We start from the raw sequence: 21,843 nt of genomic DNA on the forward strand, positions 1-21,843 counted from the left end.
CGTCGATAGAGTCCCGATCCATAGACGCCAGTCAATGAAAGAGGAGGGCGTCATGGACGCACAACGTCCGGTCGTGGTGATCGGCGCCGGTCCGGTGGGACTCGCGGCCGCGGCGGAGCTGGTCGCGCGCGACCTGCCGGTCCTGGTCCTGGAGAAGGGCGATCGAGCCGGTGCCGCCGTGTCCGAATGGGGTCACGTGCGCCTGTTCTCGATGTGGCGCGACCTGGTGGACCCGGCCGCGGAGAAGCTGCTCACCGCCACCGGTTGGCGGCGTCCGGACGACGCGGGCTACCCGACCGGCCGCGAGTGGGTCGAGGCCTACCTCGCTCCCCTGGCCGGGGCCTTGGGCGAACGGGTCCGCTTCGGCGCCGAGGTGACCGGCGTGAGCCGCACGGGCCGGGACCGGGTCGTGGACGCCGGGCGCGGGGAGCAGCCCTTCACCGTGCGCCTTCGCACCGACCGGGGCGAGGAGCGGATCCTGGCCCGCGCGGTGGTCGACGCCTCCGGCACCTGGGGCACGCCCAACCCGGTGGGCGGTGACGGGCTGCCCGCGCTGGGCGAGTCGACGGCCGCCGAGCACGTCTCGTACCGCATTCCCGACACCGCCAGCCCAGCCGGACGGGCCCGGTACGCGGGTCGGACCACGGCGGTCGTCGGCAAGGGGCATTCGGCGCTGACCGCCCTGGTCGGCCTGGCCACGTTGGCCGGGGAGGAACCCGGCACCGAGGCGGTGTGGGTGCTGCGCCGGGAGGAGATCGGCGATGCCTTCGGCGGTGGCGCGGCCGACCAGCTGGCCGCGCGCGGCGCGCTCGGCCAGCGCGCCCGCGAGGCCGTGAAGGCCGGGCACATCCGGGTGGTCACCGGATTCCGTACCGCCGAGGTCCGCACGGAGCGGGACGGACGCCTCGTGCTGGCCGACGAGGGGGGCCGGGAGCTGGAGCCCGTGGACGAGGTGGTCGCCCTCACCGGATTCCGCCCCGACCTGTCCTTCCTGTCCGAGATCCGCCTGGGCCTGGACAGCACCCTCCAGGCGCCGGTGGAACTCGCCCCGCTCATCGACCCCAACGTGCACTCCTGCGGCACCGTCTACCCCCACGGCGCCGCCGAGCTCTCCCATCCTGAGGAGGGGTTCTTCCTGGCCGGGATGAAGTCCTACGGGCGCGCCCCGACCTTCCTGGCCCTGACCGGCTACGAACAGGTCCGCAGCATCGCCGCCCATCTGGCCGGGGACCGCGAGGCGGCCGCCCGCGTGGAGCTGGTCCTGCCCGAGACGGGGGTGTGCAGCGGCGGAGGCCTGCCCGAGGAGCCGGACGCGGCGGCCGAGAGCGGCGGCTGCTGCGGTCCCGCGCCCGAGGCCGCGCGGGAGTCCGCGGCGCAGGAGGGCGGTTGCTGCGGCGGCCTGGCCGTCTCGGAGGTGCCGGTGCTCTCCCTCGGCGACCGCCGCACCGTGCCCGTCGAGAAAACGGCTCCGTCCGCCGGGAACGGCTGCTGCTCCGACCCGTCGTCACAGCAGGTCGGCCTGGGGGAACCGGACCGGGTCTCGTGACACCTGTGTCCGGTCGGGCCTCCGGCGCGCCCGCACCCGCCGTGGTCGGTGCGCGCCGGGGCCTGGCGGTCCTGTGCGTCACCGTCACCACCGGCTACGGGGTGCTGTTCTACGCCTTCCCCGTCCTGGCGCCGAGCATCACCGCCGACACCGGATGGTCCCTGACCGCGGTGACCGCGCTGTTCTCCGCCTCCCAGGTCATGGCGGGACTGGCGGGCATCCCGGTGGGACGCTGGGTGCAGGCCCGGGGCCCGCGCCCGGCGATGACGGCGGCTGCCCTGGCCGCGGCTCCCGCCGTGGCGGCCCTCGCCCTGGCCCCGAACCTGTGGGGCTTCGCCGCCGCCTGGCTGGTGGCCGGAGCGGCGATGGCCGGACTGTTCTACCCTCCGGCCTTCGCCGCCCTGACCCAGTGGTACGGAAGGGCGAAGGTCCGGGCCCTGACCGCGCTGACCCTGGCCGCCGGTCTGGCCAGCACCGTCTTCGCTCCCCTGACCGCGTTCCTGGAAGGAGTCTGGGGGTGGCGGACCGCCTACCTGGTACTCGCGGCCGTGCTCCTGGTCGTGGTGGTGCCCCTGCACGCCTTCGCCCTGCCACAGGGCTGGGTCGCCGACGGCGCCGGGCAGCAGAGGGGCCGAGGGCAGGGCGCGCGTGCCGTGGTGCGCGGTCGGGTGTTCTGGGCTCTGACGACGGCTCTGGCCCTGGGGTCCTTCACCGTCTACGCGGTCGTGGTCAACATCGTCCCCCTGCTGGATGAACAGGGTTTCGGCACGGCGGAAGCGGCCTGGGCCCTGGGGGCGGGCGGTGTGGGGCAGGTGCTCGGCCGTCTGGTCTACGCGCCCCTGGAACGGTGGACCGACCCGGTGCCGCGCGCCGTGGCCGTGCTGGGCGCGTGTTCGGTGACCACCCTGCTTCTGGCCCTGGTGCCGGGACCCCTGGGGCCGGTCCTGGCCATCGCGGTGCTGGCGGGCATGGCACGCGGCATCCTCACCCTCCTCCAGGCCACCGCCGTGTCCGACCGGTGGGGGACGGAGCACTACGCCACCCTCAACGGCGTCATGCACACCCCGCTCATGCTGGCCGTCGCGGTCGCGCCCTGGGCGGGCGCAGCCCTGGCCGGTCCCCTGGGCGGCTATCCGGCGGCGTTCGCGGCGCTGGGAGCCCTGGCGGCGCTCGGCGCGCTGACCGCCCTGGCCACCCGCGCCGAACGGGTTCCCACCCCTTCCTGAACCTCCCCCACGGGGGAGGCGCCCTCACCAGAACGAAGGAGCCCCCGTCATGGAAGACGTCCCCCTCGCCATCATCGGCGCCGGCCAGGCGGGCCTGGCCACCGCCCGGGCCGCCAACCGGCGCGGTCTGCGCCCCCTCGTGCTGGAGGCGGCCGACCTGCCGGGCGGCTCGTGGCCGCACTACTACGACAGCCTGTCCCTGTTCTCCCCCGCCCGCTTCTCCTCCCTGCCCGGGCACGCGCTGCCCGGGGACCCCGAGCGCTATCCGCGCCGGGACGAGGTGGTGGACTACCTGCGCGACTACGCCTCACGCCTGGACACCGAACTGCGCTGCGGCCAGCGGGTGGAACGGGTCGAGCGAGACGGGCACGGGTTCACGCTCACCACCGCGGACGGATCCCGGGTGCGGGCCGCGGCGGTGGTCGCCGCCACCGGCGGCTTCACCCGGCCCCACCGCCCCGGCCTGCCGGGGCTGGCGGACTTCACCGGAACCGTCCTGCACGCCGCCGGGTACCGTGCCCCCGAGCCCTTCGCCGGGCAGCGCGTCGTGGTGGTCGGCGGCGGCAACTCCGGAGTCCAGATCGCCGCGGAGCTGGCCGGGGTGGCCAGGGTCAGCCTGGCCACCCGGACGCCGGTGGCCTGGGCGAACCAGCGGCCCCTGGGCCGGGACGTGCACTGGTGGTTCGTGCGCAGCGGGCTGGACGCCGCCCCGCTGCGCCGGATCTGGGAGAGGGCTCCGGTGCTGGTCAACGACGACGGCCGCTACCGTGCGGCCTTCGCCTCGGGCAACCCCGACCGGCGGGAGCTGTTCACCCGGTTGGAGGGGGAGAAGGCGGTGTGGGCGGACGGCACCGTGGAGGGGGTGGACACCGTCCTCCTGGCCACCGGGTACCGGCCCGCCCTGGACTACCTCTCCCCCACAACGGCTCTGGACTCCCACGGGCGTCCGCTGCACCGCGGCGGGATCTCCACCACGGTTCCCGGCCTGGGATACGTGGGGCTGGAGTTCCAGCGCAGCTTCTCCTCGGCCACCCTGCGCGGAGTCGGCCGGGACGCCCGGCACGTGGTGGGGCGGTTGCTCGGCCGGTCGCGGTGACCGCTCACGCGTCCGTTCCGGGCGGCCCGGGGCCGCAAGCGCCGGGATCCGTGCGGGCCCGCGCCCGGGGCGGGCCCGCACGCGCCGACGGCCCCTACCTCCGCTCCGGGGCGAAGCGCCTGCGCCAGGCCAGGGACACGTACACCAGGGCGATGAGCACGGGCACCTCGATCAGCGGGCCCACCACCCCGGCCAGGGCCTGGCCCGAGGTGACGCCGAAGGTCGCGATCGCGACCGCGATGGCCAGCTCGAAGTTGTTGCCCGCCGCCGTGAAGGCCAGCGTCGCGGTGCGGTCGTAGTCCATCCCGACCGCCTTGCCGAAGGCGAAGGCGCCGAACCACATGAGGGCGAAGTAGGCCAGCAGCGGCACCGCGATGCGCGCCACGTCCAGCGGTTGGCTGGTGATCCGGTCCCCCTGGAGGGCGAACAGCAGCACGATCGTGAACAGCAGCCCGTACAGCGCCCACGGGCCGATCCGGGGCAGGAAGGCCGACTCGTAGCGCTCGCGGCCCATCCTGCGCTCACCGATCCGGCGGGTGAGGAACCCCGCAGCCAGCGGGACGCCGAGGAAGATCACCACGTTGAGCGCGATGAGCCGGGGGGAGGCGTCCAGGCCGCCGGTGTCCAGGCCCAGCCACCCGGGCAGCAGGTCCAGGTAGAACCAGCCCAGCAGGCCGAAGACCAGCACCTGGAAGACCGAGTTCAGCGCGACCAGCACCGCGGCGGCCTCGCGGTTGCCACAGGCCAGGTCGTTCCAGATGATGACCATCGCGATGCAGCGCGCCAGGCCGACGATGATCAGGCCGGTGCGGTACTCGGGCAGGTCGGCCAGGAAGATCCAGGCCAGCGCGAACATCACCGCGGGGCCGACGAGCCAGTTGATCACCAGGGAGGTGACCAGCAGCCGGGTGTCGCGGGTGACGGTGTCCAGACGGTCGTAGCGGACCTTGGCCAGCACCGGGTACATCATGACCAGCAGGCCGAGCGCGATGGGCAGGGAGATCCCGCCGACCTCCATGGCGGCCAGGAGTTCGTTCAGCCCCGGGACCAGGCGTCCCAGACCCAGGCCGACGGCCATGGCGAGCAGGATCCACACCGCGAGGAACCGGTCGAGGAACGACAGTCTCGCGACGACGGACCCACCCGTACCACTGGTGGTCCTGTCGGTCGAGGCCATCAGCAGGGCCTCCTGTTCGCGGCGGCTCCGCTGGTACGGGCGGTGGCGGCGAGCCCGGCCAGGGCCCCGGAGAGGTCCTCGATCCGGTCCGGGCGCAGCCGGTAGTAGGTGAACCGGCCGCAGGGCTCGGTCTCCACCACCCCCGCCTCGCGCAGGATCCGCAGGTGGTTGGACAGGTTGGTCTGGCGCGCCCCGGTCTCCTCGACCAGGTGCGTCGTACACAGGGTCTCCCGGGCGAGCAGGGTCACGATCCGCAGCCGGAGCGGGTCTCCCAGCGCCCTCATGAGGTCAGTGTCGACTGATATCAGCATACGCTGATATTATCCTGTCGGTTGTCGCCGACAAGCCCGTCGGACGCCCTCCCCTTCTCCCGGGAACCCGTTTCTCCCGGGGAACGCGGTCCGCGTCCGGTCCGGCGCCCTCCGCCCCCGCACGGACCCGATTCCCCTCCGGCCGCGCGGAGTCCGGTTCCCCGCGGCGTCCGTCCACCACCGAAACGAAGCAGAGGCGAGTGACCGTGACCAGTTCCGACAAGCCGTCCGTCCTGTTCGTGTGCGTCCACAACGCGGGCCGCTCCCAGATGGCCGCCGCCTGGCTGTCCCATCTGGCCGGGGACCGCGTGGAGGTCCGCTCCGCCGGGTCCGCGCCCGCCGACGCGCTCAACCCCGCCGTGGTCGAGGCCATGGCCGAGGTCGGCGTGGACATCACCGACCAGCGCCCCAAGATCCTCACCACCGAGGCCGTCGAGGCCTCCGACGTGTGCGTGACCATGGGCTGCGGCGACACCTGCCCCGTCTTCCCGGGCAAGCGCTACCTGGACTGGTCCCTGCCCGACCCCGCCGGTCAGGGCGTGGCCGCCGTCCGACCCATCCGCGACGAGATCAGAAGGCGCGTCGAGGAGCTGATCGGGGAGCTCTCCCCGGGCGCGCGGCCGTAGGGTCGTTCGGCGCACCCGGCCGCCGCGGTCCGGGACTCCCCCGGGTGCGCGGCCGCAGGACGTGCCCACGCCGGGCGGTCCCGGAGGGCCGCCGACGCCCTCCTGGAAACCCCCGCCGAGCGTTCCCGAGGCACGTCGGCACCGCGTAATGAGGCGCGCACGTGAACTGCGCCCAACGGCGATCGGTACGAAGGCCAAAGGCTTGGCCGCGCTCCCCGGCCGCGCCCGGAGAGGTCGCCGTGTCCGCCACCCGTGGCCTCCCGCGGGGAAGGCGCGTTTCACCGACCGCCCTCCCGAACCGTCCGCGGGCCGGGAAACCCCCAGCGCGGTTCCCCCTCCGGTGCGCAGGGCGGTCGCCGACCGGGCGGCCCCGTGCTCCCTCCGCACGCGTGTTCGCACCCTCCCGGCAGCGGAGGCGGAACGGCGTCGCCTCGGCCCCCGGTGATGCCACGCCGACCCGGAGACCTCAGTAAGCTTCGTGGGCCACCCCCTTTTCCCCGAGCGCGCCCCCGCCGTGCCCTGTCCACCGTCGCCGTGTCCCGCCGAGGGAGGCGACCGAAGCAGCTGGAGCAGACTCTGCCGTGTCCCTCTTCGAAGCAGTCATCCTTGGCCTCGTCCAGGGACTGACCGAGTTCCTACCGATCTCCTCCAGCGGACACCTGCGCGTGGTGTCGGCCTTCTTCGGCTGGCCCGACCCCGGCGCCGCCTTCACCGCCGTCAGCCAGATCGGCACCGAGCTGGCCGTGGTGATCTACTTCCGCCAGAGGGTCTGGGCGATCCTGTCCACGTGGACCAGGTCGCTGTTCAACCGCGAACTGCGCAGCGACATCAACGCGCGCATGGGCTGGTACGTGATCCTCGGCTCCGTCCCCATCGTGGTCCTGGGCCTGCTCCTGGAGGAGCAGATCGACAGCGTCTTCCGCGACCTGCGCCTGATCGCGCTGAACCTCATCATCTTCGGCGTGGTCCTCGGCATCGTCGACCGGTACTCGCGCAAGCACCGCACCCTGGAGGACCTCAACGTCTCCCGGGGCATGACCTTCGGTCTGTTCCAGGCGCTCGCCCTCGTCCCGGGCGTCTCCCGGTCGGGCGGCACCGTCACCGGCGGGATGCTGCTCGGCTTCAAGCGCGCGGACGCGGCCGAGTACGCCTTCCTGCTGGCGCTGCCCGCCGTCTTCGGCTCGGGTCTGTACAAGCTGACCGACATCGGTGAGAACGAGTACGCCGGGTGGGGCGCCACCATCGTGGGCACGCTCATCGCGGGCGTCGTCGGCTTCATCGTCATCGCCTGGCTGATGCGCTTCATCTCCACGCACAGCTTCATGCCGTTCGTCTACTACCGCGTGGGCCTGGGCATCCTCATCCTGGCCCTGGTGAGCTGGGGCGCGCTCGACCCGCAGGGCGGCGCGGGCGCGCAGCCCGCCGAGAGCGAGATCGTCAGCGAGCAGGAGACGCCGGGGGAGGAGTCCGAACCCGAGACCGACACCGAGGCCGACGCCGGGACCGGCCCGTCCTCCGAGACGGCCACGGAACCGTCCGAGGAGCCCTCCGAGCAGGCCGTCCCGACCGTCGACCCGGTCACCGGCTGGGAGATCGACCCCGAGGTGGGGCTGCCCCGCAACCCCGAGACCGGGCTCTACCACGACTCGGATCTGGGCATGGACGTGGACTACGACCCGGTCACCGGCCTGGCCACCAACCCGGTGACCGGTGAGACCTACGACCCCAAGGCGGCCGGTTAGGGGTTTCCACCCCCGAAGGCCAGGGCACGCGGCGGAAGCAGGGCTCCGCGCCGGGGCCCGCCGCCCGGGGACACGGTGTTCCGACACCCGAAGACACAGCAGGGGACCGGCGGATGTCCGCCGGTCCCCTCCGTCATCCGCCGAGGCCCTGAACGGCGGTGTCCAGCCGCCGCGCGAGGGCCTCGGTCTCCTCCGGCCCCGGCCGCGCGCCGCCGCGCTCCTCCAACAGGTCCGCGCGGCCGATCACGCGCAGCGCCCCCGCGTAGCGCGGACCGTCGAGGTCGGCCTCCTCGACGACGTCGGCCCGGCCCTCGTGGACGACCAGCACGGGGTCTCCGTTCTGCGTGCTCAGCAGCCGAGCCACGTGCTCGGCACGGACGATCTCCACCGCCGCCTCCTCGTGCTCCTCGTGGGACGCCTGTCATCCCCGACTGCCCGGGGACGGCCGAGGTGAACATGGCGGTCGCCCAGTGCACCGCGCAAATCGCAGTCCCCGCACATATCATCATCAGGTGAACAACGGCTGACAGCGGTCCGCTGTGTGGACCCGCGCACCGCGAACTGGAGCCGTCCAACCGCGTTCTCCCGCGCAATTACCGGGATATCCCTCCCCGGCATCCGCTTCGACCAGGGGATACGTTCAGGGCCGCGCTCCCCGGGGACGGCGCGCGGACGACCGGCGCGCCGGAAGGCCCTACCGGAACGGGACTTCGGTCACGAGTTCGCTCCGGGAAAGGCCGATGTGAAGCACAACACGGGAGCTTCCCACAAAACCGCAGGTCACGGCGTCGATACTGTCTCCGACCTGGAGCGCGCCGAGGCAAGCGCGATGCCGCTGGGGCCCATGTGCACTAAAGTTTCCTTGCTATGGGGCATTCAGCGAGAAGTCCGTCATCGGGGGACATAATCCGATCGACCCGGGAGGGTAATCCCGAGCTCACCAGGGCGCTCTCCGCGTACCTGGGGGTCGAGCTCGCCCCCCGGGAGTTCACCCTCGCGGACGGGACCCGGGTCGGGGTCGACTGCGCCGACGACGGTCAGCCGACCGTCCTCGCCCAGTTCTCGCCCCTGCACGGGCCGATGAAGTCGGCCCAGCGCAACAAGGTCATCGCGGACGCCTTCAAACTGGCCTGGCTGCGGGACCAGCACTTCCCGGACGCACGTCCGCTCGTGGTGCTGGGCGAGCCCCTCGCCAAGCTCTTCGGGCGCGGCGCGTGGCTGCCCGTGGCCTTCGCCTCGCACCAGATCACGGTCGCCCTCGTTGACGACCGTCTCAGGATTCGGGCACTCGATATCAGTATGTGATCAACACTTCATAACGCGTTAATCAGCAATCCCTAACGTTTGACACGTCAAGATTCCCGCGGGCCGTCGCCATGCTTGCTTCCACCCGCTCTCCATCGAAGGTCCTCGGGCACCCGTGTCCGAGGACAGCCATCTGGAGGGTGTCCCATGGGCCTTCCCCATGCGGTCGTCGTCGCAAGCAGTGCCGTCAAAGCAAGCACTGTCGGCCCGCACACCGCCGCGTCCCCCAGCGGCTCCGCCACGCGTTCCGCGGCGCTCCCGTCGCGCTTCGCACCCCGTTCCGGCTCCGTGCCGCCCGGCCCCCTCCTCGGTCGATGACGCCACACCCCTGTGACCTGCGCGCCCGTTTTCGCCCCTCCAGCACCCATTCACCGCCAGGACACGTTGTGCAATCATCCGATCACACATCCCGAGGAGAAGGTATGGCACGTCCAGCACGGCCGGAGACGGGCCCGGGGCCTGCGGCCCGGCGCACCGAACACACGTACCGAAGGCGGGACGCCGCGTGAGCGACGACCGTATCGAAGTACGCGGACTCAGCAAGACCTACGAGGGCGGTGACCCGCACCGGCCCGCGCTCGACCGCATCGACCTGGACATCCCCCGAGGCGAGTTCGTCAGCCTCATCGGCCCCAGCGGCTGCGGCAAGTCCACGCTGCTGCGGGTGATCGCCGGGCTGGAGGGCCACGACAGCGGTGACGTCACCGTCTTCGGCTCCACGCCCAAGCGCATGTGCGAGGCCAAGGCCGTGGGCCTGGTCCCGCAGACCCCCGCCCTGCTGCCGTGGCTGAACGTGCGGCGCAACATCTCCCTGCCCTCGCGGGTCAACCGCCGGGCGGGCAGGGGCAGCGAGGACCCGGACCAGCTGCTGCGCATGGTCGGCCTGGACGACTCCGCCCGCAAGTACCCCCACGAGCTGTCCGGCGGCATGCAGCAGCGCGTGGCGATCGCCCGCGCCTTCGGTCTGCGGCCCGACCTGCTCCTGATGGACGAGCCCTTCTCCGCGCTGGACGAGTTCACGCGCGAGGCGCTCCAACTCCAGCTCCTGAACATGTGGGAGCGCATGTCCACGACGGTCGTGTTCGTCACCCACTCGGTGCGCGAGGCGGTCACGCTCTCCGACCGCATCGTCGTGATGTCGGCCCGGCCCGGCCGGGTGCACGAGGTGCTGCCCGTCGACCTGCCCCGCCCCCGCGACAAGGCCGTGGTGACCGGACCCCACATGCACGCCCTGGAGGACCGGGTCCGCGCGTCCCTCCAGTCCGCGTGGGAGGCCGGAGCCGCCCCCGACGACCTCGTTCCGCTGTGAGAGGAGGAGAGACCATGGCCACCAGCACACCCGTCCGGCCCCGCCCCGAGGGCGAGGCCTCCCCGAAGCGCGGTGCCGCGCGCCGGCGCCGCTTCGGCCTCAGGCTCAGCGTGTGGCTGCCCACCGCCGTGGCGGTGGTGATCGTCGGCTTCGCCTGGTCGGCGACCGCCGAGGACCAGCCCTACCTCCTGCCTCCGCTGGCGGAGGTCGGGGGGATCCTGGTCGAGGATCCGCTGCTGTTCGTGAACAACGCCTGGGCCACCCTCAGCATCGCCCTGACGGGCGTGGCCTTCGGCGCGGGCACCGCGTTCGTCCTGGCCCTGCTGATGTCGGAGATCCCGCTGCTGCGGCGCGCGATCATGCCGCTCGCCGTCATCCTGAACGTGACCCCGGTCATCGCGATCGCCCCCGCCCTGGTGGTGGCGTTCGGCTTCGGCATGACCCCCAAGGTCATCGTCACCGCGATCATCACGTTCTTCCCGGTGCTCATCAACGTGACCACGGGGCTGCGGTCGGTCTCCCGGCCCGTCCTGCACGTCTTCTCCACCCTGCACGCCTCCCGCCTGGAGGTGCTGCTCCGGCTGCGTATCCCCAGCAGCCTCCCCTACACCCTCGCCGCTCTGCGGGTGGTGTTCCCCCTGTCCATCGTGGGCGCCGTGGTCGCGGAGTTCGTCGCCGCCGGATCCTCAAGCGGGCTCGGCACGATGATCCGCAACTCGGCCGCGACCGCCCGGTTGGAGTACGTCTACGCGGCCGTCGCCTGTCTGGCCGTCATGGGCGTGCTGATGCTCGCACTCATCACCGTCCTCGAACGCAGACTGCTGTTCTGGCACGAGTCCCAGCAGCGCACCACCTCCTAAGGAACCCCCAATGACCAATCCGCCCCACCGCCCCAGTCCCCGGCGCCGACGCTCCCTCGCGGCGGCCGCCGCGGCATCGGTCCTCCTCCTCACCGCCGCGTGCAGCGGAGGGGATGCGGCCGAGGAGGACACCCAGGTCGCCACCGTCATCGACGAGGAGCGCTGCCAGACCAACCGCGACGCCGGCACGGTCACCTACATCACCGGTTACCAGTACCAGGCCTCGGTCTCCATCCTGGAGGCCGTCGCCGCGGACGCCCTCGGCTACTTCGAGGCCGTCTGCCTGGACGTGGAGATCCAGCCCGGCAGCGGTGACACCATCGGCAACTCCCAGCTCGTGTCGGCCGGCACCGCCCACTTCACCTCGCTGGGCAACGAGGCCGAGGTCCTCCAGGCCAACGACGCCGGACACGAGGTCATCGGCGTCTCCACCTACGGGCACGTCCCGATCGCCAGCCTGCTCACCGGCACCGGCATCGAGGAGCTCAAGGACCTGGAGGGCACCACCCTCGGCCACAAGGGCATGCTCCCCGCGCCGCTGGAGGCCATGCTCGTCGCCGACGGCGTGGACATGGACTCCATCGACATCGTCGAGGTCGGCTACGACCCCAGCGTGCTGCCGCGCGACCAGGTGCAGGCGCTCACCGCGTTCCGCTCCAACGAGCCCTTCCTCCTGTCCGACATGGGCGAGGAGTACAACGAGTGGCTCCCCGAGAACTACGGGGTCGTGGGCTCGTTCGGCGTGATGGCCACCAACCCCACGTGGGCCGAGGAGAACCCGACGGTCGTCGAGGACTACCTGCGCGCGATCGCCAAGGCCTTCGAGTACTGCCAGGACAACGGCGAGGAGTGCGTCGGCTACGCCGCCGAGCTGGCCGAGGCCGGATACGACACCGAGCACAACCTGCGGATCTGGAACTCCGAGCAGGAGCTGGTGACGGCCTCCACGCCCGACGACTCCACCCCTGGCTACATCGACCTGAGCCTGACCGAGGCCGAGGGCCAGACCCTCGTCGACAACGGCCAGCTGGACGAGCTGCCCGACGTGGAGCCCCTGTTCGACCCCCGCTACCTGGAGGCCGTGCACGTGGCGACCGAGGTGTCCTGGCCGTCCGAGTAGGACCGGGCACAGCCCACACAGCAGGACCGCGCGGACAGCGCCGCGCACCGAGCGCCCAGAGCGCCTGGGCGCGGCGCACAGACCGCGCTGCGCACGGGCGACCGCAGTGAGCGGCGCCCGAGAGTGAATGAGGAGCCAAGGATGGCAGCAGAAGGCGGGCCACAGGCCGCCGAAACCGAGTACGGCATCTTCCTGCCCATCGGCAACGGGGGGTGGATCGTCTCGGAGACCGCACCGCACCCCGAGGCGACGTACGAGTACAACAAGAAGGCCGCGGTCCTCGCCGACGCCTACGGACTCGACTTCGTCATGTCCATGGGCAAGTGGCGCGGCTACGACGGCGCGACCGACCACTGGGGGCGCACCCTGGAGTCGATCACGATGATGTCGGGACTCGCGGAGGCCACCGAGCACGTCAAGGTGTGGGCGACCGTCCACACGAACCTGTTCCACCCGGCCCTCGCCGCCAAGATGTACACCACCCTCCAGGACATCAGCGGCGGACGCGCCGGGATGAACATCGTGGTGGGCTCCTACGTGGACGAGTTCGCCCAGATGGGCCTGTGGCGCGAGGACATCGGCCACGGTGACCGCTACCGGTACACCGAGGAGTGGACCAGCGTCCTCAAGCGGTTGTGGACCGAGGACTCGGTCACCCACGACGGCGAGTTCTTCAAGCTCGACGACTGCCGCTCGCGGCCGCACCCCGCTCCGGCGCCGACCCTGATCAGCGCGGGCCGCTCCGACACGGGCCTGAACTTCCAGGCGCGCCACTGCGACGGCTCGTTCCTGACCGCGGAGGACCTGCCCGGCCTGCGCGACGCCAGCCGCGACGTCAAGGAGCGCGCCCAGAAGGAGGGGCGCAGCATCAAGACGTACTCGATGCTGACCGTCGTCATGGACGACACCGACGCCGCGGCCGAGGAGCGGCGGCTGGAGTACGGGCGCGGCGCGGACATCGACGCGCTGGTCAACATGAAGCGGTCCTGGGGCCTGCCCCTGGACAAGGCCCTGTCGCTGACCTCCGAGCGGCCCGAGGACGAGGCGTTCCAGACGCCGTTCGTGACCGGGTCCTCCGAGACGGTGGCCGGACGCATCCGCGAGATCGTGGAGTACGCCGAGCTCGACGGTCTGATGCTGATCTTCCCGGACTACCACGCCGACCTCGCGGCGTTCGGTGAGAAGGTCATGCCGCTGCTGCGCCCCGCCGGGGGAACGGCCGCGGAACAGGGCTGAGGCCCTACGCCGCGGACGCCCGCGGCGGTCGACGCGCGGTCGCTGCGGTGCGAGACGCCCCCGCTCGGGGTTTCGCACCGTGGTGACCTGGGGCCGCGGCGCCCCGCCGGACGCCGCGCCCGGCCCGGCCGCGCTCCCCCCCGCGACGATTGGGCTTCCCTCCGACCGGGTAGGCGCCCCCAGTGTCCTCGCAGGTCGGGCGGCACACCCCCGGTGACCGGGGCGCAGACGCCCGGCCCTCGCACGAGTCGGAGGGACTGACGATGAGCGTCAAGCGTGGCATCGAGGGGCTACAGGACGTCCTGGGGGAAGTGGACTTCCCGGCGGACAAGGACCGGATCGTGACGCACGCCCTGGACGCGGGCGCCGACGAGGAACTGCTCAGCGCTCTGCGGGCGATGCCGCCCGCCCAGTACAACGAGGCCAACGAGGTGCTGCGCTCGGTGCCCCTGCCCCGCTCCGAGACGGACTCGCACACCGAGTCCGCCCGCGCGCAGCTGCGCAGGGAGCACACGAAGCCCGGCATGGCCGAGTCGATGAAGGAGAGCCGCCCGGTCAACCCCATCGAGGAGGAGCTGGGCGAGAACCGCAAGTCCTGAGGCCCCGAGCCGTGGTCCCGGCGCCCTGACGGGCCCCGGGGCCCTTTCGTGCGCGGGCTGGGAGCGGTCGCGGGTCCGCGGCGTCCGGTGCTCCGGGAAAAGGCGCACAATGGTCCTACCCGTGCGAGAAGACCCCCGGAGTGCGACCGTGAGCGAGACCGGCCTGACCGTCAAGGCCCTGCTGAAGGCACTGGACAAGGCCGTCCACGGACTCGCCGCCGCGCCCCGGGGGCTCGGGGGCGTGGTCCGCTCGGTGGTCGTGGCCGGGGACGGCGCACCCGTACCCGCCGGTGCGCTGGTCGTCGTCCCGCCCGGGGAGGCCGCCGCCCTGGCCGCGCGTCCCGGGCAGCTGGCCGCCAGCGCCGTGGCGGCCGTGGACGGGGACGCCGACGGGCTGCGCGGTCTGGGCCTGCCCGTGCTCTGCGTGGACCCCGCCGTGGGCACCGGCGAGTTCGCCGCCCTGGCCCGGTCGGTCCTGGAGGCGGCCGCCACCGACACCGGCCACGGCGACCTGTTCTCCCTGGCCCAGACCGTCGCGACCCTGACCGGCGGCATCGTCAGCATCGAGGACGCCGCCGGTCAGGTCCTGGCCTACTCCGCCTCCGGCGAGGGGGCCGACGAGCTGCGCAGGCAGACCATCCTCGGCCGCGGCTGCCCGGAGTCGTTCCTGGCGCACCTGCGCGAGTGGGGCGTCAACGAGCGGATACGGGACGGCGAGGTGGTCGAGGTCGCCGAACGCCCCGACCTGGGCGCCGCGCGCCGCCTGGTGGTGGGGATACAGGCGGGCGAGCGCGCGCTCGGCACCATCTGGGTGCAGGTGGGCGGCAGGCCCCTCGCGCGGACCAGTCCCCAGGTTCTGCGCGGCGCGGCGCGCCTGGCCGCGCTGCACGTCATGCGCGCCCACAGCGAGGCGCGCAGCACCGGGCGCGACACCGAGGGGCTGGCCGTGGGCCTGCTCACCGGCGCCTTCGACACCGACGCCCTCGCCCGCCACCTGGGCGCCGACCCCACGACGCCGGTGGCGGTGGTCGCGCTCGCCCTTCGGGAGGGGGAGGTCGACCCGCCCTGGCGGCTGGACCAGGCCGCGGAGATCACGTCGGTGTACGCGGCGGCCTACCGCCGCGAGGCCCTGGTCATCCCGGCCTGCGGCCTGCTGTACGTGCTGGTCCCCGCGCCCTCCGGGCAGGCGCCCACCGCGTGGACGCGGGAGCTGGTGTCGGTGCTGCGCGAGAACCTGGGCACGCCCGTCCAGGCGGCGGTGGCGGGAGTGGCGCCGAGGATGCGCGCGGTGCCGTCGCTGAAGAAGGTCGCCAGCCGCGCCCTGGAGGTGGTCGCGGACCGCCCCGAGCGGCTGGTGACCGCGTTCGAGGAGGTCCGTTCCTCGGTGGTGCTGCGCGAGCTGTTCGACGCCCTGGCCGACCGCCCCGGGCTGCGCGACGACCGGCTCGACGCCCTCGACGACGAGCAGCGCCGCTCCCTGTCCGCCTACCTGGACGCCTTCGGCGACGTGTCCGGGGCTGCTGAGCGGCTGCACGTGCACCCCAACACGCTGCGGCACCGGATCAGGCGGATCCGCGAGCTCACCGGACTCGACCTGGACGACGCCGACCAGAGGCTCCTGGCCACGCTCACGCTGCGGGCGTGAGCCGCGGGCCGCGTCCGCCGCCGCGGCGTCCCCCCGGCGGCGGCGCTCCGCCCCGGCGCGGTCTCCGTGCGCCTCCCGTCGGCGTCGCGCCGGTCCCTCCCAGGACACCGGCCGTTCCCTCCATGGTCGCGGTACGGCTCCCGCCAGGTCTCCGGCCGGTCACGGCCACCCGGCCGACGCGCCCCGGCGGGGCCGGATTGTCCGAAGCGACACCGCTCCGCCGCCCATGTCGTCCGTTCGCACAACGGTGGCGCACGCCACCCGCGTCTAGGCTCCCGGCAATGTACGCAGGCCACGCCCCTCGGCCCGCGCGATCCCCGACACCCCACCAGGAGCCCTGCACATGAGTGTGGACACCGCACAGGCTCGGCCGCCGAGGGCCAAGGTCCTCATCGCCAGCCTGACCGGAAGCACGATCGAGTGGTTCGACTTCTTCCTCTACGGCACCGCCGCCGCCCTCGTCTTCGACGAGCTGTTCTTCCCCTCGGACGACCCGTTCGTCTCGCTGATGCTGTCGTACCTGACCTTCTCGCTGACGTTCTTCATCCGTCCGCTGGGCGGCGTGGTCTTCTCCCACATCGGTGACCGGATCGGCCGCAAGAGGACCCTGATCATCACGCTGACCCTCATGGGCGGCGCGACCATGCTCATCGGCCTGCTGCCGACCTACGACAGCGTCGGGATCCTCGCCCCGATCCTGCTCGTCGTGCTGCGGATCATCCAGGGCCTGGGCATCGGCGGCGAGTGGGGCGGCGCCCTGCTGCTCGCCTACGAGTACGCGCCCGAGAACCGGCGCGGCCTCTTCGGCAGCGTGCCGCAGATGGGCATCACCTCGGGCATGCTGCTGGCCAGCCTGGTGCTGACCCTGATGTCGCTGCTGCCCGACGACCAGTTCGCGACGTGGGGCTGGCGCGTGCCGTTCGTCGGCAGCGTCCTGCTGGTGCTGCTGGGACTGTGGATCCGCTCGGGGATCGACGAGACCCCCTCGTTCAGGAAGGCCAAGGAGGAGGGCGAGGTCGCCGAACTGCCGGTGGTGGAGACCTTCCGGTTCCACTGGCGGGCCGTGCTGGTCGCCGTCGGCGCCAAGGTCGTGGAGACCGCCCCCTTCTACATCTTCGGCACCTTCGTGGTGAGCTACGCGACGGGCACGCTGTCCTTCGACAACACCTCCGCGCTCAACGCCGTGACCGTCGGGGCGATCGTGGCCACCGTGTGCATCCCGATCGCCGGACGCCTGTCGGACACCTTCGGCAGGCAGCGGGTGTACCTGGTCGGCGCGGTGCTGCTGGCCCTGTTCATCGCGCCCTACTTCCTCATGCTGGGTACCGGCAGCACGCTGATGCTGGTCCTGGCGACCGTGATCGGGCTGGGCGTCCTGTGGGCACCGGTCACCGCCACCATCGGCACCCTGTGCTCGGAGATCTTCTCCACCCGGGTGCGCTACACGGGCGTCACCCTGGGTTACCAGATCGGCGCGGCGGCCGCGGGCGGCACCGCCCCGCTGATCGCCACCTGGCTGCTGTCGCGGTTCGACAACTCGTGGGTTCCGGTCGCGGGCTACCTGGTTCTCACCGCGGTGGTGTCCATCGTCGCCGTGGCGCTGGCCGGGCGGGCCTCCAACGCCGAGGAGAGGCACCTGGCGGCCTCCGAGAAGGGCTGACGCGCGCCCTCACCGGGCGCACGGCGTGAGGGGGCGGCGTCGACCGCCCCCTCCCCGGCCTCCTCCGCCCCGGAACGGACACATGGCCCCTGGGCTGGACATTCATCCCATCTTCCGCCAGCATGGGCGAGGCGCGCGCCCGCGCCTAGGTGTGCCGGGAAGACTGGTCGGCGAGTCCCTGTCAGTCGTACGCCCGGAAAGTTGCACATGAGCATCGACCCGATTCTGCGCTCCGAGCGCCACGGCCCGCTCTCACGGTTGGCCGACACCCTGCGCAGCGACAGCGTCGGCGGCTTCCTGCTGATCGGCGCCGCGATCCTCGCTCTCGTCTGGATCAACTCGCCCTTCGGCGAGGTCTACGAGAACCTGCGGGCGGTCACCTTCGGGCCCGAGTCGCTGCACCTGAACCTGTCCCTGGAGACCTGGGCCGCCGACGGCCTCCTGGCGGTCTTCTTCTTCGTCGTCGGCAACGAGCTCAAGCAGGAGTTCGTCCACGGGGAGCTGCGAGACCCCCGCCGGGCCATGCTGCCGATCGTCGCGGCGATCTGCGGCATGATCGTGCCCGCCGCCATCTACGCCGCGATCAACTTCACCTCGCCCGACACCCTCCACGGGTGGGGCATCCCGATGGCGACCGACATCGCCTTCGCCCTCGCGATCCTCGCGGTGATCGGCCGGGGACTGCCGCCCGCGCTGCGGACCTTCCTGCTGACGCTGGCGATCGTGGACGACCTCGGCGCGATCATCGTCATCGCGGTCTTCTACACGTCCGGCATCAACTTCGTGGCCCTGCTGGCCGCCGCCGCGGGCCTGGCGGTCTTCTGGTACCTCCAGCGCGGCAAGGGCCTGGCCGCCAGGCTCAACGCGTCGGTGGTCCCCAACTGGCTGGTCTACGTGCCCCTGGCCCTGGTGATCTGGGTCCTGGTCCACGAGAGCGGCGTGCACGCGACCATCGCGGGTGTGGCCATGGGCCTGCTGATGCGCACCAACAAGCTGCCCGGCGAGCACCACGACCCGAGCCACGGCGTGGAGCAGCTGCTGCGCCCCTGGTCCGCGGGACTGGCCCTGCCGATCTTCGCCTTCTTCTCCGCGGGCGTGGTCTTCGACGGCTTCGGCGAGGTCCTCACCGACACGGCCGCGCTGGGCATCCTCGCGGGCCTGGTCGTCGGCAAGGTGATCGGCATCGCGGGCGGCTCGTGGCTGACCACCAAGGTGACCAGGGCCGAGCTCAACCCCAGCCTGAAGTGGATCGACATCGTCGGCATGTCGCAGCTGGCCGGTATCGGGTTCACCGTGTCGCTGCTGATCAGTGAGCTGACGTTCGCCGACGACCCGGGGCACCTGGCGCACGCCAAGACGGGCGTGCTGGTGGCCTCCGCCATCGCGACGCTGCTGGCGACGGTGATCCTGGGTGCGAGGGCGCGGCACTACCGGAAGCTGGAACGCCAGAGCACGGCGGGCGCGGACTCCGAGTAGGAACACGGCGGCGGCCCGTCTCCCCCGAGCGGGGAGGCGGGCCGCCGTCGTGTGACACGGGGGCGGGCCCCGCGGCGGGGCCCGCCCCCCGGGCCGCCCGGCAACGCAGAAACGGGCGGCCCCCCAAAACCACAGGGGGCCGCCCGCGACGCGTGGTACTCCTACACGCTGACTCCCAGGAACCAGGTCACCACGGTGTACATCGCGGCCAGGATCAGGAACAGCGCGATGAGGTTGAGCCACACGCCGCCGCGCATCATCTGGCCGATCCGCACGTGGCCGGAGCCGAAGACGATCGCGTTGGGCGGTGTGGCCACCGGGAGCATGAAGGCCATGGTCGCGGCCAGGGCCACCGGGATCACCAGGGACAGGATGTCGATCTGCATGCCCACCGCGACGCCGCCGAGGATGGGCAGGAAGGTGGCCGCGGTGGCGGTGTTGCTGGTGAGTTCGGTCAGGAAGAGGACCAGCCCGGCCGCGACCAGGATCAGCACCCAGGTGGGCACGCCCTCCAGGACGGCGACCTGGCCGCCGATCCAGGTGCTCAGGCCGGACGCGGTGAACTGCCCCGAGATGGCCAGACCGCCGCCGAACAGGAGCAGGACGCCCCACGGCAGCTGCACGGCGGTCTCCCAGTCCAGCAGGCGGGTCCCGCGCTCGACCGGGATCAGGAACAGCAGGACCGCCACGGTCATCGCGATCCCGGCGTCGCTGACGCTGGACAGCCACGGGAGGAAGTTGTCGGCCAGGACCGGGACGAAGATCCAGGAGAGCGCCGCGAAGGCGAAGACCGCGAGCACGAGCTTCTCGCCGCGCGCCATCGGGCCCATCTCGGCGAGCTCGGAGCGGATGAGGGCCTGGGCGCCCTCCACCTTCTTGACCTGCGGCGGGAAGATCTTGATCAGCACGAACCAGGCGATGAGCAGGAAGACGGCGGCCAGCGGCAGGCCGACCAGCATCCACTCGCCGAAGCCGATGTGGATGTCGTGGGCGTCGGCGAGGTAGCCGACCATCAGCACGTTGGGCGGCGTGCCGATGATGGTGGCCACCGAGCCGATGGAGGACGAGTAGGCGATGCCGAGCATGAGCGCGGTGGCGAAGTTCGCGTCGGTCCTGCCGTCGCGGAACTGGGTGATCAGCGTGATCACCGACAGGCCCACGGGGAGCATCATCACGGCGGTGGCGGTGTTGGACACCCACATCGTGATGAACCCGGTGGCGATCATGAAGCCGCCGACCAGCCCCGCGGTGTTGGAGCCCACCTTGGAGACGATGACCAGGGCGATCCGCTTGTGCAGGTTCCACTTCTGCATCGCCAGGGCGAGCATGAAGCCGCCCATGAACAGGAAGATGGTGTCCGACCCGTAGGAGGAGGCGACGTCCCCGACGGGAGTGCCCTCCAGCAAGAGGGGGAAGAGCACCAGCGGCAGCAGGGAGGCGACCGGGATCGGGATCGCCTCGGTGGCCCACCAGATGGCGATGAAGGCGGTCACCGCGGCCACCGCGCGGCCGTTGGCCGACAGGACCGTCTCGCCGTCCTCGCCGTCGACGACGGGCATCGGCATGTCCGGCATGAGGAAGTAGACCAGGAGCCCGACCAGCGGGCCCGCGATCAGGCCGATCACGCGCGAGGGCGGGGTGCCCCTGGCGACTCTGCCGTCCTGCGTGGGGGATGCGGTGTCGGGCGCGTCGACACCCTTCTCGGACGCCATGGAATCCTCCTGTTGTGGGTCACCGGGAAGTGACACTGGGCTTACCGTCGGGTTTCTCCCCGATTACCCCGAATTGATACAGCGATGGTGTGGGTCTCTTTCTCGCGTGTTCAAGGTCTCAAGGAAGATTTGAGATTCCTCTGACATTTCGGAACCTTGGGTCGTCGCCTTGGCACGAAAGGTGACCACGCGCAAGGTGTGACCTGGGGGTCTGAACCGCCGTCCTCCCTCGCCTAAGCTGCGGGTATGCATGGACCGAACCGGCGCACCGCCCTGAGGGGAGCCGCCGGCGTGTTCATCACGGCCGCGCTGGGCGGCTGCTCGTGGCGCGAACCCTCCACCGCTCCGGCGTCGCTCGTCGTGGCCACGGGCCCGGCCGGGGCCGTCTACCGGGAGATCGGCTCGGAGATCGCGGGGCTGCTGGACGCCCGGTTCCCCGACATCCGGGTGGAGGCCGTCGAGACCGGCGCCTCGCACGACAACCTGCTGCTCATCGAGTCGGGCGAGGCCCACCTGGGTCTGACCAGCCTCGACGCGGTCCTGGCCGACGAGGAGGCCGACACCGGCCCCTTCCGCGCGATCGGGCGCCTCTACGACAGCTTCCTGCACCTCATGGTCCTGGACGCCTCCCCCGTGCGCTCCCTGTCCGACCTGGAGGGCCGCCGCGTCTCGGTGGGGGCGGTCAACTCCGGCACCGAGTTCACCGTCGCGCAGGCCGCCGAGGAGACCGGACTGGCCATGGAGACGGTGCGCCTGGACCAGGCGGCCTCCGCCGACGCCCTGGCCCGTGGGGAGATCGACGCGATGTTCTCCCTGACCGGACTGCCCACGCCCGCGGTCGCCGACCTGGCCCGTGAGCACGTGACGCGCCTGGTCGACCTCGGGGACGTCGCCTCCGCCATGGCCGAGGCCCACCCCGAGAGGTACTTCCCGGCCACCATCCCGGCGACCACCTACGAGGGCGTGCCCGCCTGCCCCACCCTGTCCATCCCCAACCTGCTGCTGTGCGCCGCCGACCTGCCGGACGACCTGGCCTACTCCGTCACCGACACCGTCTACACCGGCGCCGCGCGGATCGCCGACTCCCGTCCCGAGGCGGCGCAGATCAACGTGCGCACCGGCATCTCGACCGGCGTGGTCCCCCTCCACCCCGGCGCCGCGCGCTGGTACCGGGACAACAAGCCCTCCTGAGGCCCT

The 21,843-nt window shown here is 72.0% G+C and carries 19 protein-coding genes; 15 read left to right on the forward strand and 4 right to left on the reverse strand.

The genetic code is table 11. The annotated features are described in order from the left end of the window. The first annotated feature begins 52 nt into the window (after positions 1 to 52). The 3 genes from NDAS_RS22195 to NDAS_RS22205 are packed head-to-tail and all read left to right on the forward strand — an operon-like array spanning position 53 to position 3,868. A complete protein-coding gene (locus NDAS_RS22195; protein ID WP_013155489.1) occupies positions 53 to 1,546 on the forward strand; it encodes an FAD-dependent oxidoreductase in 1,494 nt (497 codons plus the stop codon). Beyond that, positions 1,543 to 2,772 (forward strand): MFS transporter, encoded by a 1,230-nt coding sequence (locus NDAS_RS22200; RefSeq protein ID WP_013155490.1) that lies wholly within the window; start codon positions 1,543 to 1,545, stop codon positions 2,770 to 2,772. Before NDAS_RS22195 ends, NDAS_RS22200 begins: the two co-directional genes overlap by 4 nt. 49 nt (positions 2,773 to 2,821) lie before the next feature. Then, the gene (locus tag NDAS_RS22205) at positions 2,822 to 3,868 is read left to right on the forward strand and encodes a flavin-containing monooxygenase (RefSeq protein WP_013155491.1); all 1,047 of its coding nucleotides are present in this window, start codon (positions 2,822 to 2,824) and stop codon (positions 3,866 to 3,868) included. Between the two features lie 94 nt (positions 3,869 to 3,962). Here NDAS_RS22205 and arsB read toward each other — a convergent pair whose 3' ends face one another. Together arsB and NDAS_RS22215 are read right to left on the reverse strand one after the other, a co-directional pair. Further along, the gene (gene arsB / locus NDAS_RS22210) at positions 3,963 to 5,045 is read right to left on the reverse strand and encodes an ACR3 family arsenite efflux transporter (protein WP_013155492.1); all 1,083 of its coding nucleotides are present in this window, start codon (positions 5,043 to 5,045) and stop codon (positions 3,963 to 3,965) included. Continuing rightward, positions 5,045 to 5,329: an ArsR/SmtB family transcription factor gene (locus NDAS_RS22215; RefSeq protein WP_197724927.1), complete on the reverse strand. Its 285-nt coding sequence runs from the start codon at positions 5,327 to 5,329 to the stop codon at positions 5,045 to 5,047. The genes arsB and NDAS_RS22215 overlap by 1 nt, the downstream gene beginning before the upstream one ends. 233 nt (positions 5,330 to 5,562) lie before the next feature. Here NDAS_RS22215 and NDAS_RS22220 point away from each other — a divergent pair, with 233 nt between their 5' ends. Both NDAS_RS22220 and NDAS_RS22225 read left to right on the forward strand, forming a co-directional pair. Continuing rightward, on the forward strand, positions 5,563 to 5,982 hold the full coding sequence (locus tag NDAS_RS22220) for an arsenate reductase ArsC (protein WP_013155494.1): 420 nt from the start codon (positions 5,563 to 5,565) through the stop codon (positions 5,980 to 5,982). A 581-nt stretch (positions 5,983 to 6,563) separates the two neighbouring features. Then, a complete protein-coding gene (locus tag NDAS_RS22225) occupies positions 6,564 to 7,724 on the forward strand; it encodes an undecaprenyl-diphosphate phosphatase (protein WP_013155495.1) in 1,161 nt (386 codons plus the stop codon). A 133-nt stretch (positions 7,725 to 7,857) separates the two neighbouring features. Here the strand turns inward: NDAS_RS22225 and NDAS_RS22230 are convergent, their stop codons facing one another. Further along, complete coding sequence (locus NDAS_RS22230; protein WP_013155496.1) at positions 7,858 to 8,112, reverse strand: hypothetical protein; 255 nt, start codon at positions 8,110 to 8,112, stop codon at positions 7,858 to 7,860. 479 nt (positions 8,113 to 8,591) lie between these two features. Between NDAS_RS22230 and NDAS_RS22235 the strand changes: the two genes are divergently transcribed. The 9 genes from NDAS_RS22235 (at position 8,592) to nhaA (ending at position 18,934) form a co-directional block, all read left to right on the forward strand. Beyond that, positions 8,592 to 9,029 carry a hypothetical protein gene (locus NDAS_RS22235; RefSeq protein WP_013155497.1) on the forward strand — a complete coding sequence of 146 codons (438 nt, stop codon included), beginning with the start codon at positions 8,592 to 8,594 and terminating at the stop codon, positions 9,027 to 9,029. A 505-nt stretch (positions 9,030 to 9,534) separates the two neighbouring features. Then, positions 9,535 to 10,338 carry an ABC transporter ATP-binding protein gene (locus NDAS_RS22240; RefSeq protein ID WP_013155498.1) on the forward strand — a complete coding sequence of 268 codons (804 nt, stop codon included), beginning with the start codon at positions 9,535 to 9,537 and terminating at the stop codon, positions 10,336 to 10,338. Positions 10,339 to 10,352: 14 nt separating this feature from the next. Next, positions 10,353 to 11,198, forward strand: coding sequence for an ABC transporter permease (locus NDAS_RS22245; RefSeq protein ID WP_013155499.1), 846 nt, complete (start codon positions 10,353 to 10,355; stop codon positions 11,196 to 11,198). 10 nt (positions 11,199 to 11,208) lie between these two features. After that, a complete protein-coding gene (locus NDAS_RS22250; RefSeq protein ID WP_013155500.1) occupies positions 11,209 to 12,318 on the forward strand; it encodes an ABC transporter substrate-binding protein in 1,110 nt (369 codons plus the stop codon). A gap of 141 nt (positions 12,319 to 12,459) precedes the next feature. Then, entirely contained in the window at positions 12,460 to 13,554 is a 1,095-nt protein-coding gene (locus NDAS_RS22255) for an LLM class flavin-dependent oxidoreductase (RefSeq protein WP_013155501.1), read from the forward strand. Between the two features lie 263 nt (positions 13,555 to 13,817). Beyond that, positions 13,818 to 14,153, forward strand: a complete 336-nt coding sequence (locus NDAS_RS22260) for a DUF2795 domain-containing protein (RefSeq protein ID WP_013155502.1) — start codon at positions 13,818 to 13,820, stop codon at positions 14,151 to 14,153. A gap of 148 nt (positions 14,154 to 14,301) precedes the next feature. Next, positions 14,302 to 15,798, forward strand: coding sequence for a PucR family transcriptional regulator (locus NDAS_RS22265; protein WP_013155503.1), 1,497 nt, complete (start codon positions 14,302 to 14,304; stop codon positions 15,796 to 15,798). Between the two features lie 343 nt (positions 15,799 to 16,141). Next, positions 16,142 to 17,458, forward strand: a complete 1,317-nt coding sequence (locus NDAS_RS22270) for an MFS transporter (protein WP_013155504.1) — start codon at positions 16,142 to 16,144, stop codon at positions 17,456 to 17,458. Positions 17,459 to 17,665: 207 nt separating this feature from the next. Further along, positions 17,666 to 18,934 (forward strand): Na+/H+ antiporter NhaA, encoded by a 1,269-nt coding sequence (gene nhaA, locus NDAS_RS22275; RefSeq protein WP_013155505.1) that lies wholly within the window; start codon positions 17,666 to 17,668, stop codon positions 18,932 to 18,934. 161 nt (positions 18,935 to 19,095) lie between these two features. Here nhaA and NDAS_RS22280 read toward each other — a convergent pair whose 3' ends face one another. Next, a complete protein-coding gene (locus NDAS_RS22280) occupies positions 19,096 to 20,646 on the reverse strand; it encodes an SLC13 family permease (protein WP_013155506.1) in 1,551 nt (516 codons plus the stop codon). 246 nt (positions 20,647 to 20,892) lie between these two features. On the opposite strand from NDAS_RS22280, the gene NDAS_RS22285 reads away from it, so the two are divergent. Next, positions 20,893 to 21,837 (forward strand): TAXI family TRAP transporter solute-binding subunit, encoded by a 945-nt coding sequence (locus tag NDAS_RS22285; RefSeq protein WP_049800327.1) that lies wholly within the window; start codon positions 20,893 to 20,895, stop codon positions 21,835 to 21,837. Positions 21,838 to 21,843 lie beyond the last annotated feature (6 nt).

The organism is Nocardiopsis dassonvillei subsp. dassonvillei DSM 43111, assembly GCF_000092985.1.
Taxonomy (GTDB): domain Bacteria; phylum Actinomycetota; class Actinomycetes; order Streptosporangiales; family Streptosporangiaceae; genus Nocardiopsis; species Nocardiopsis dassonvillei.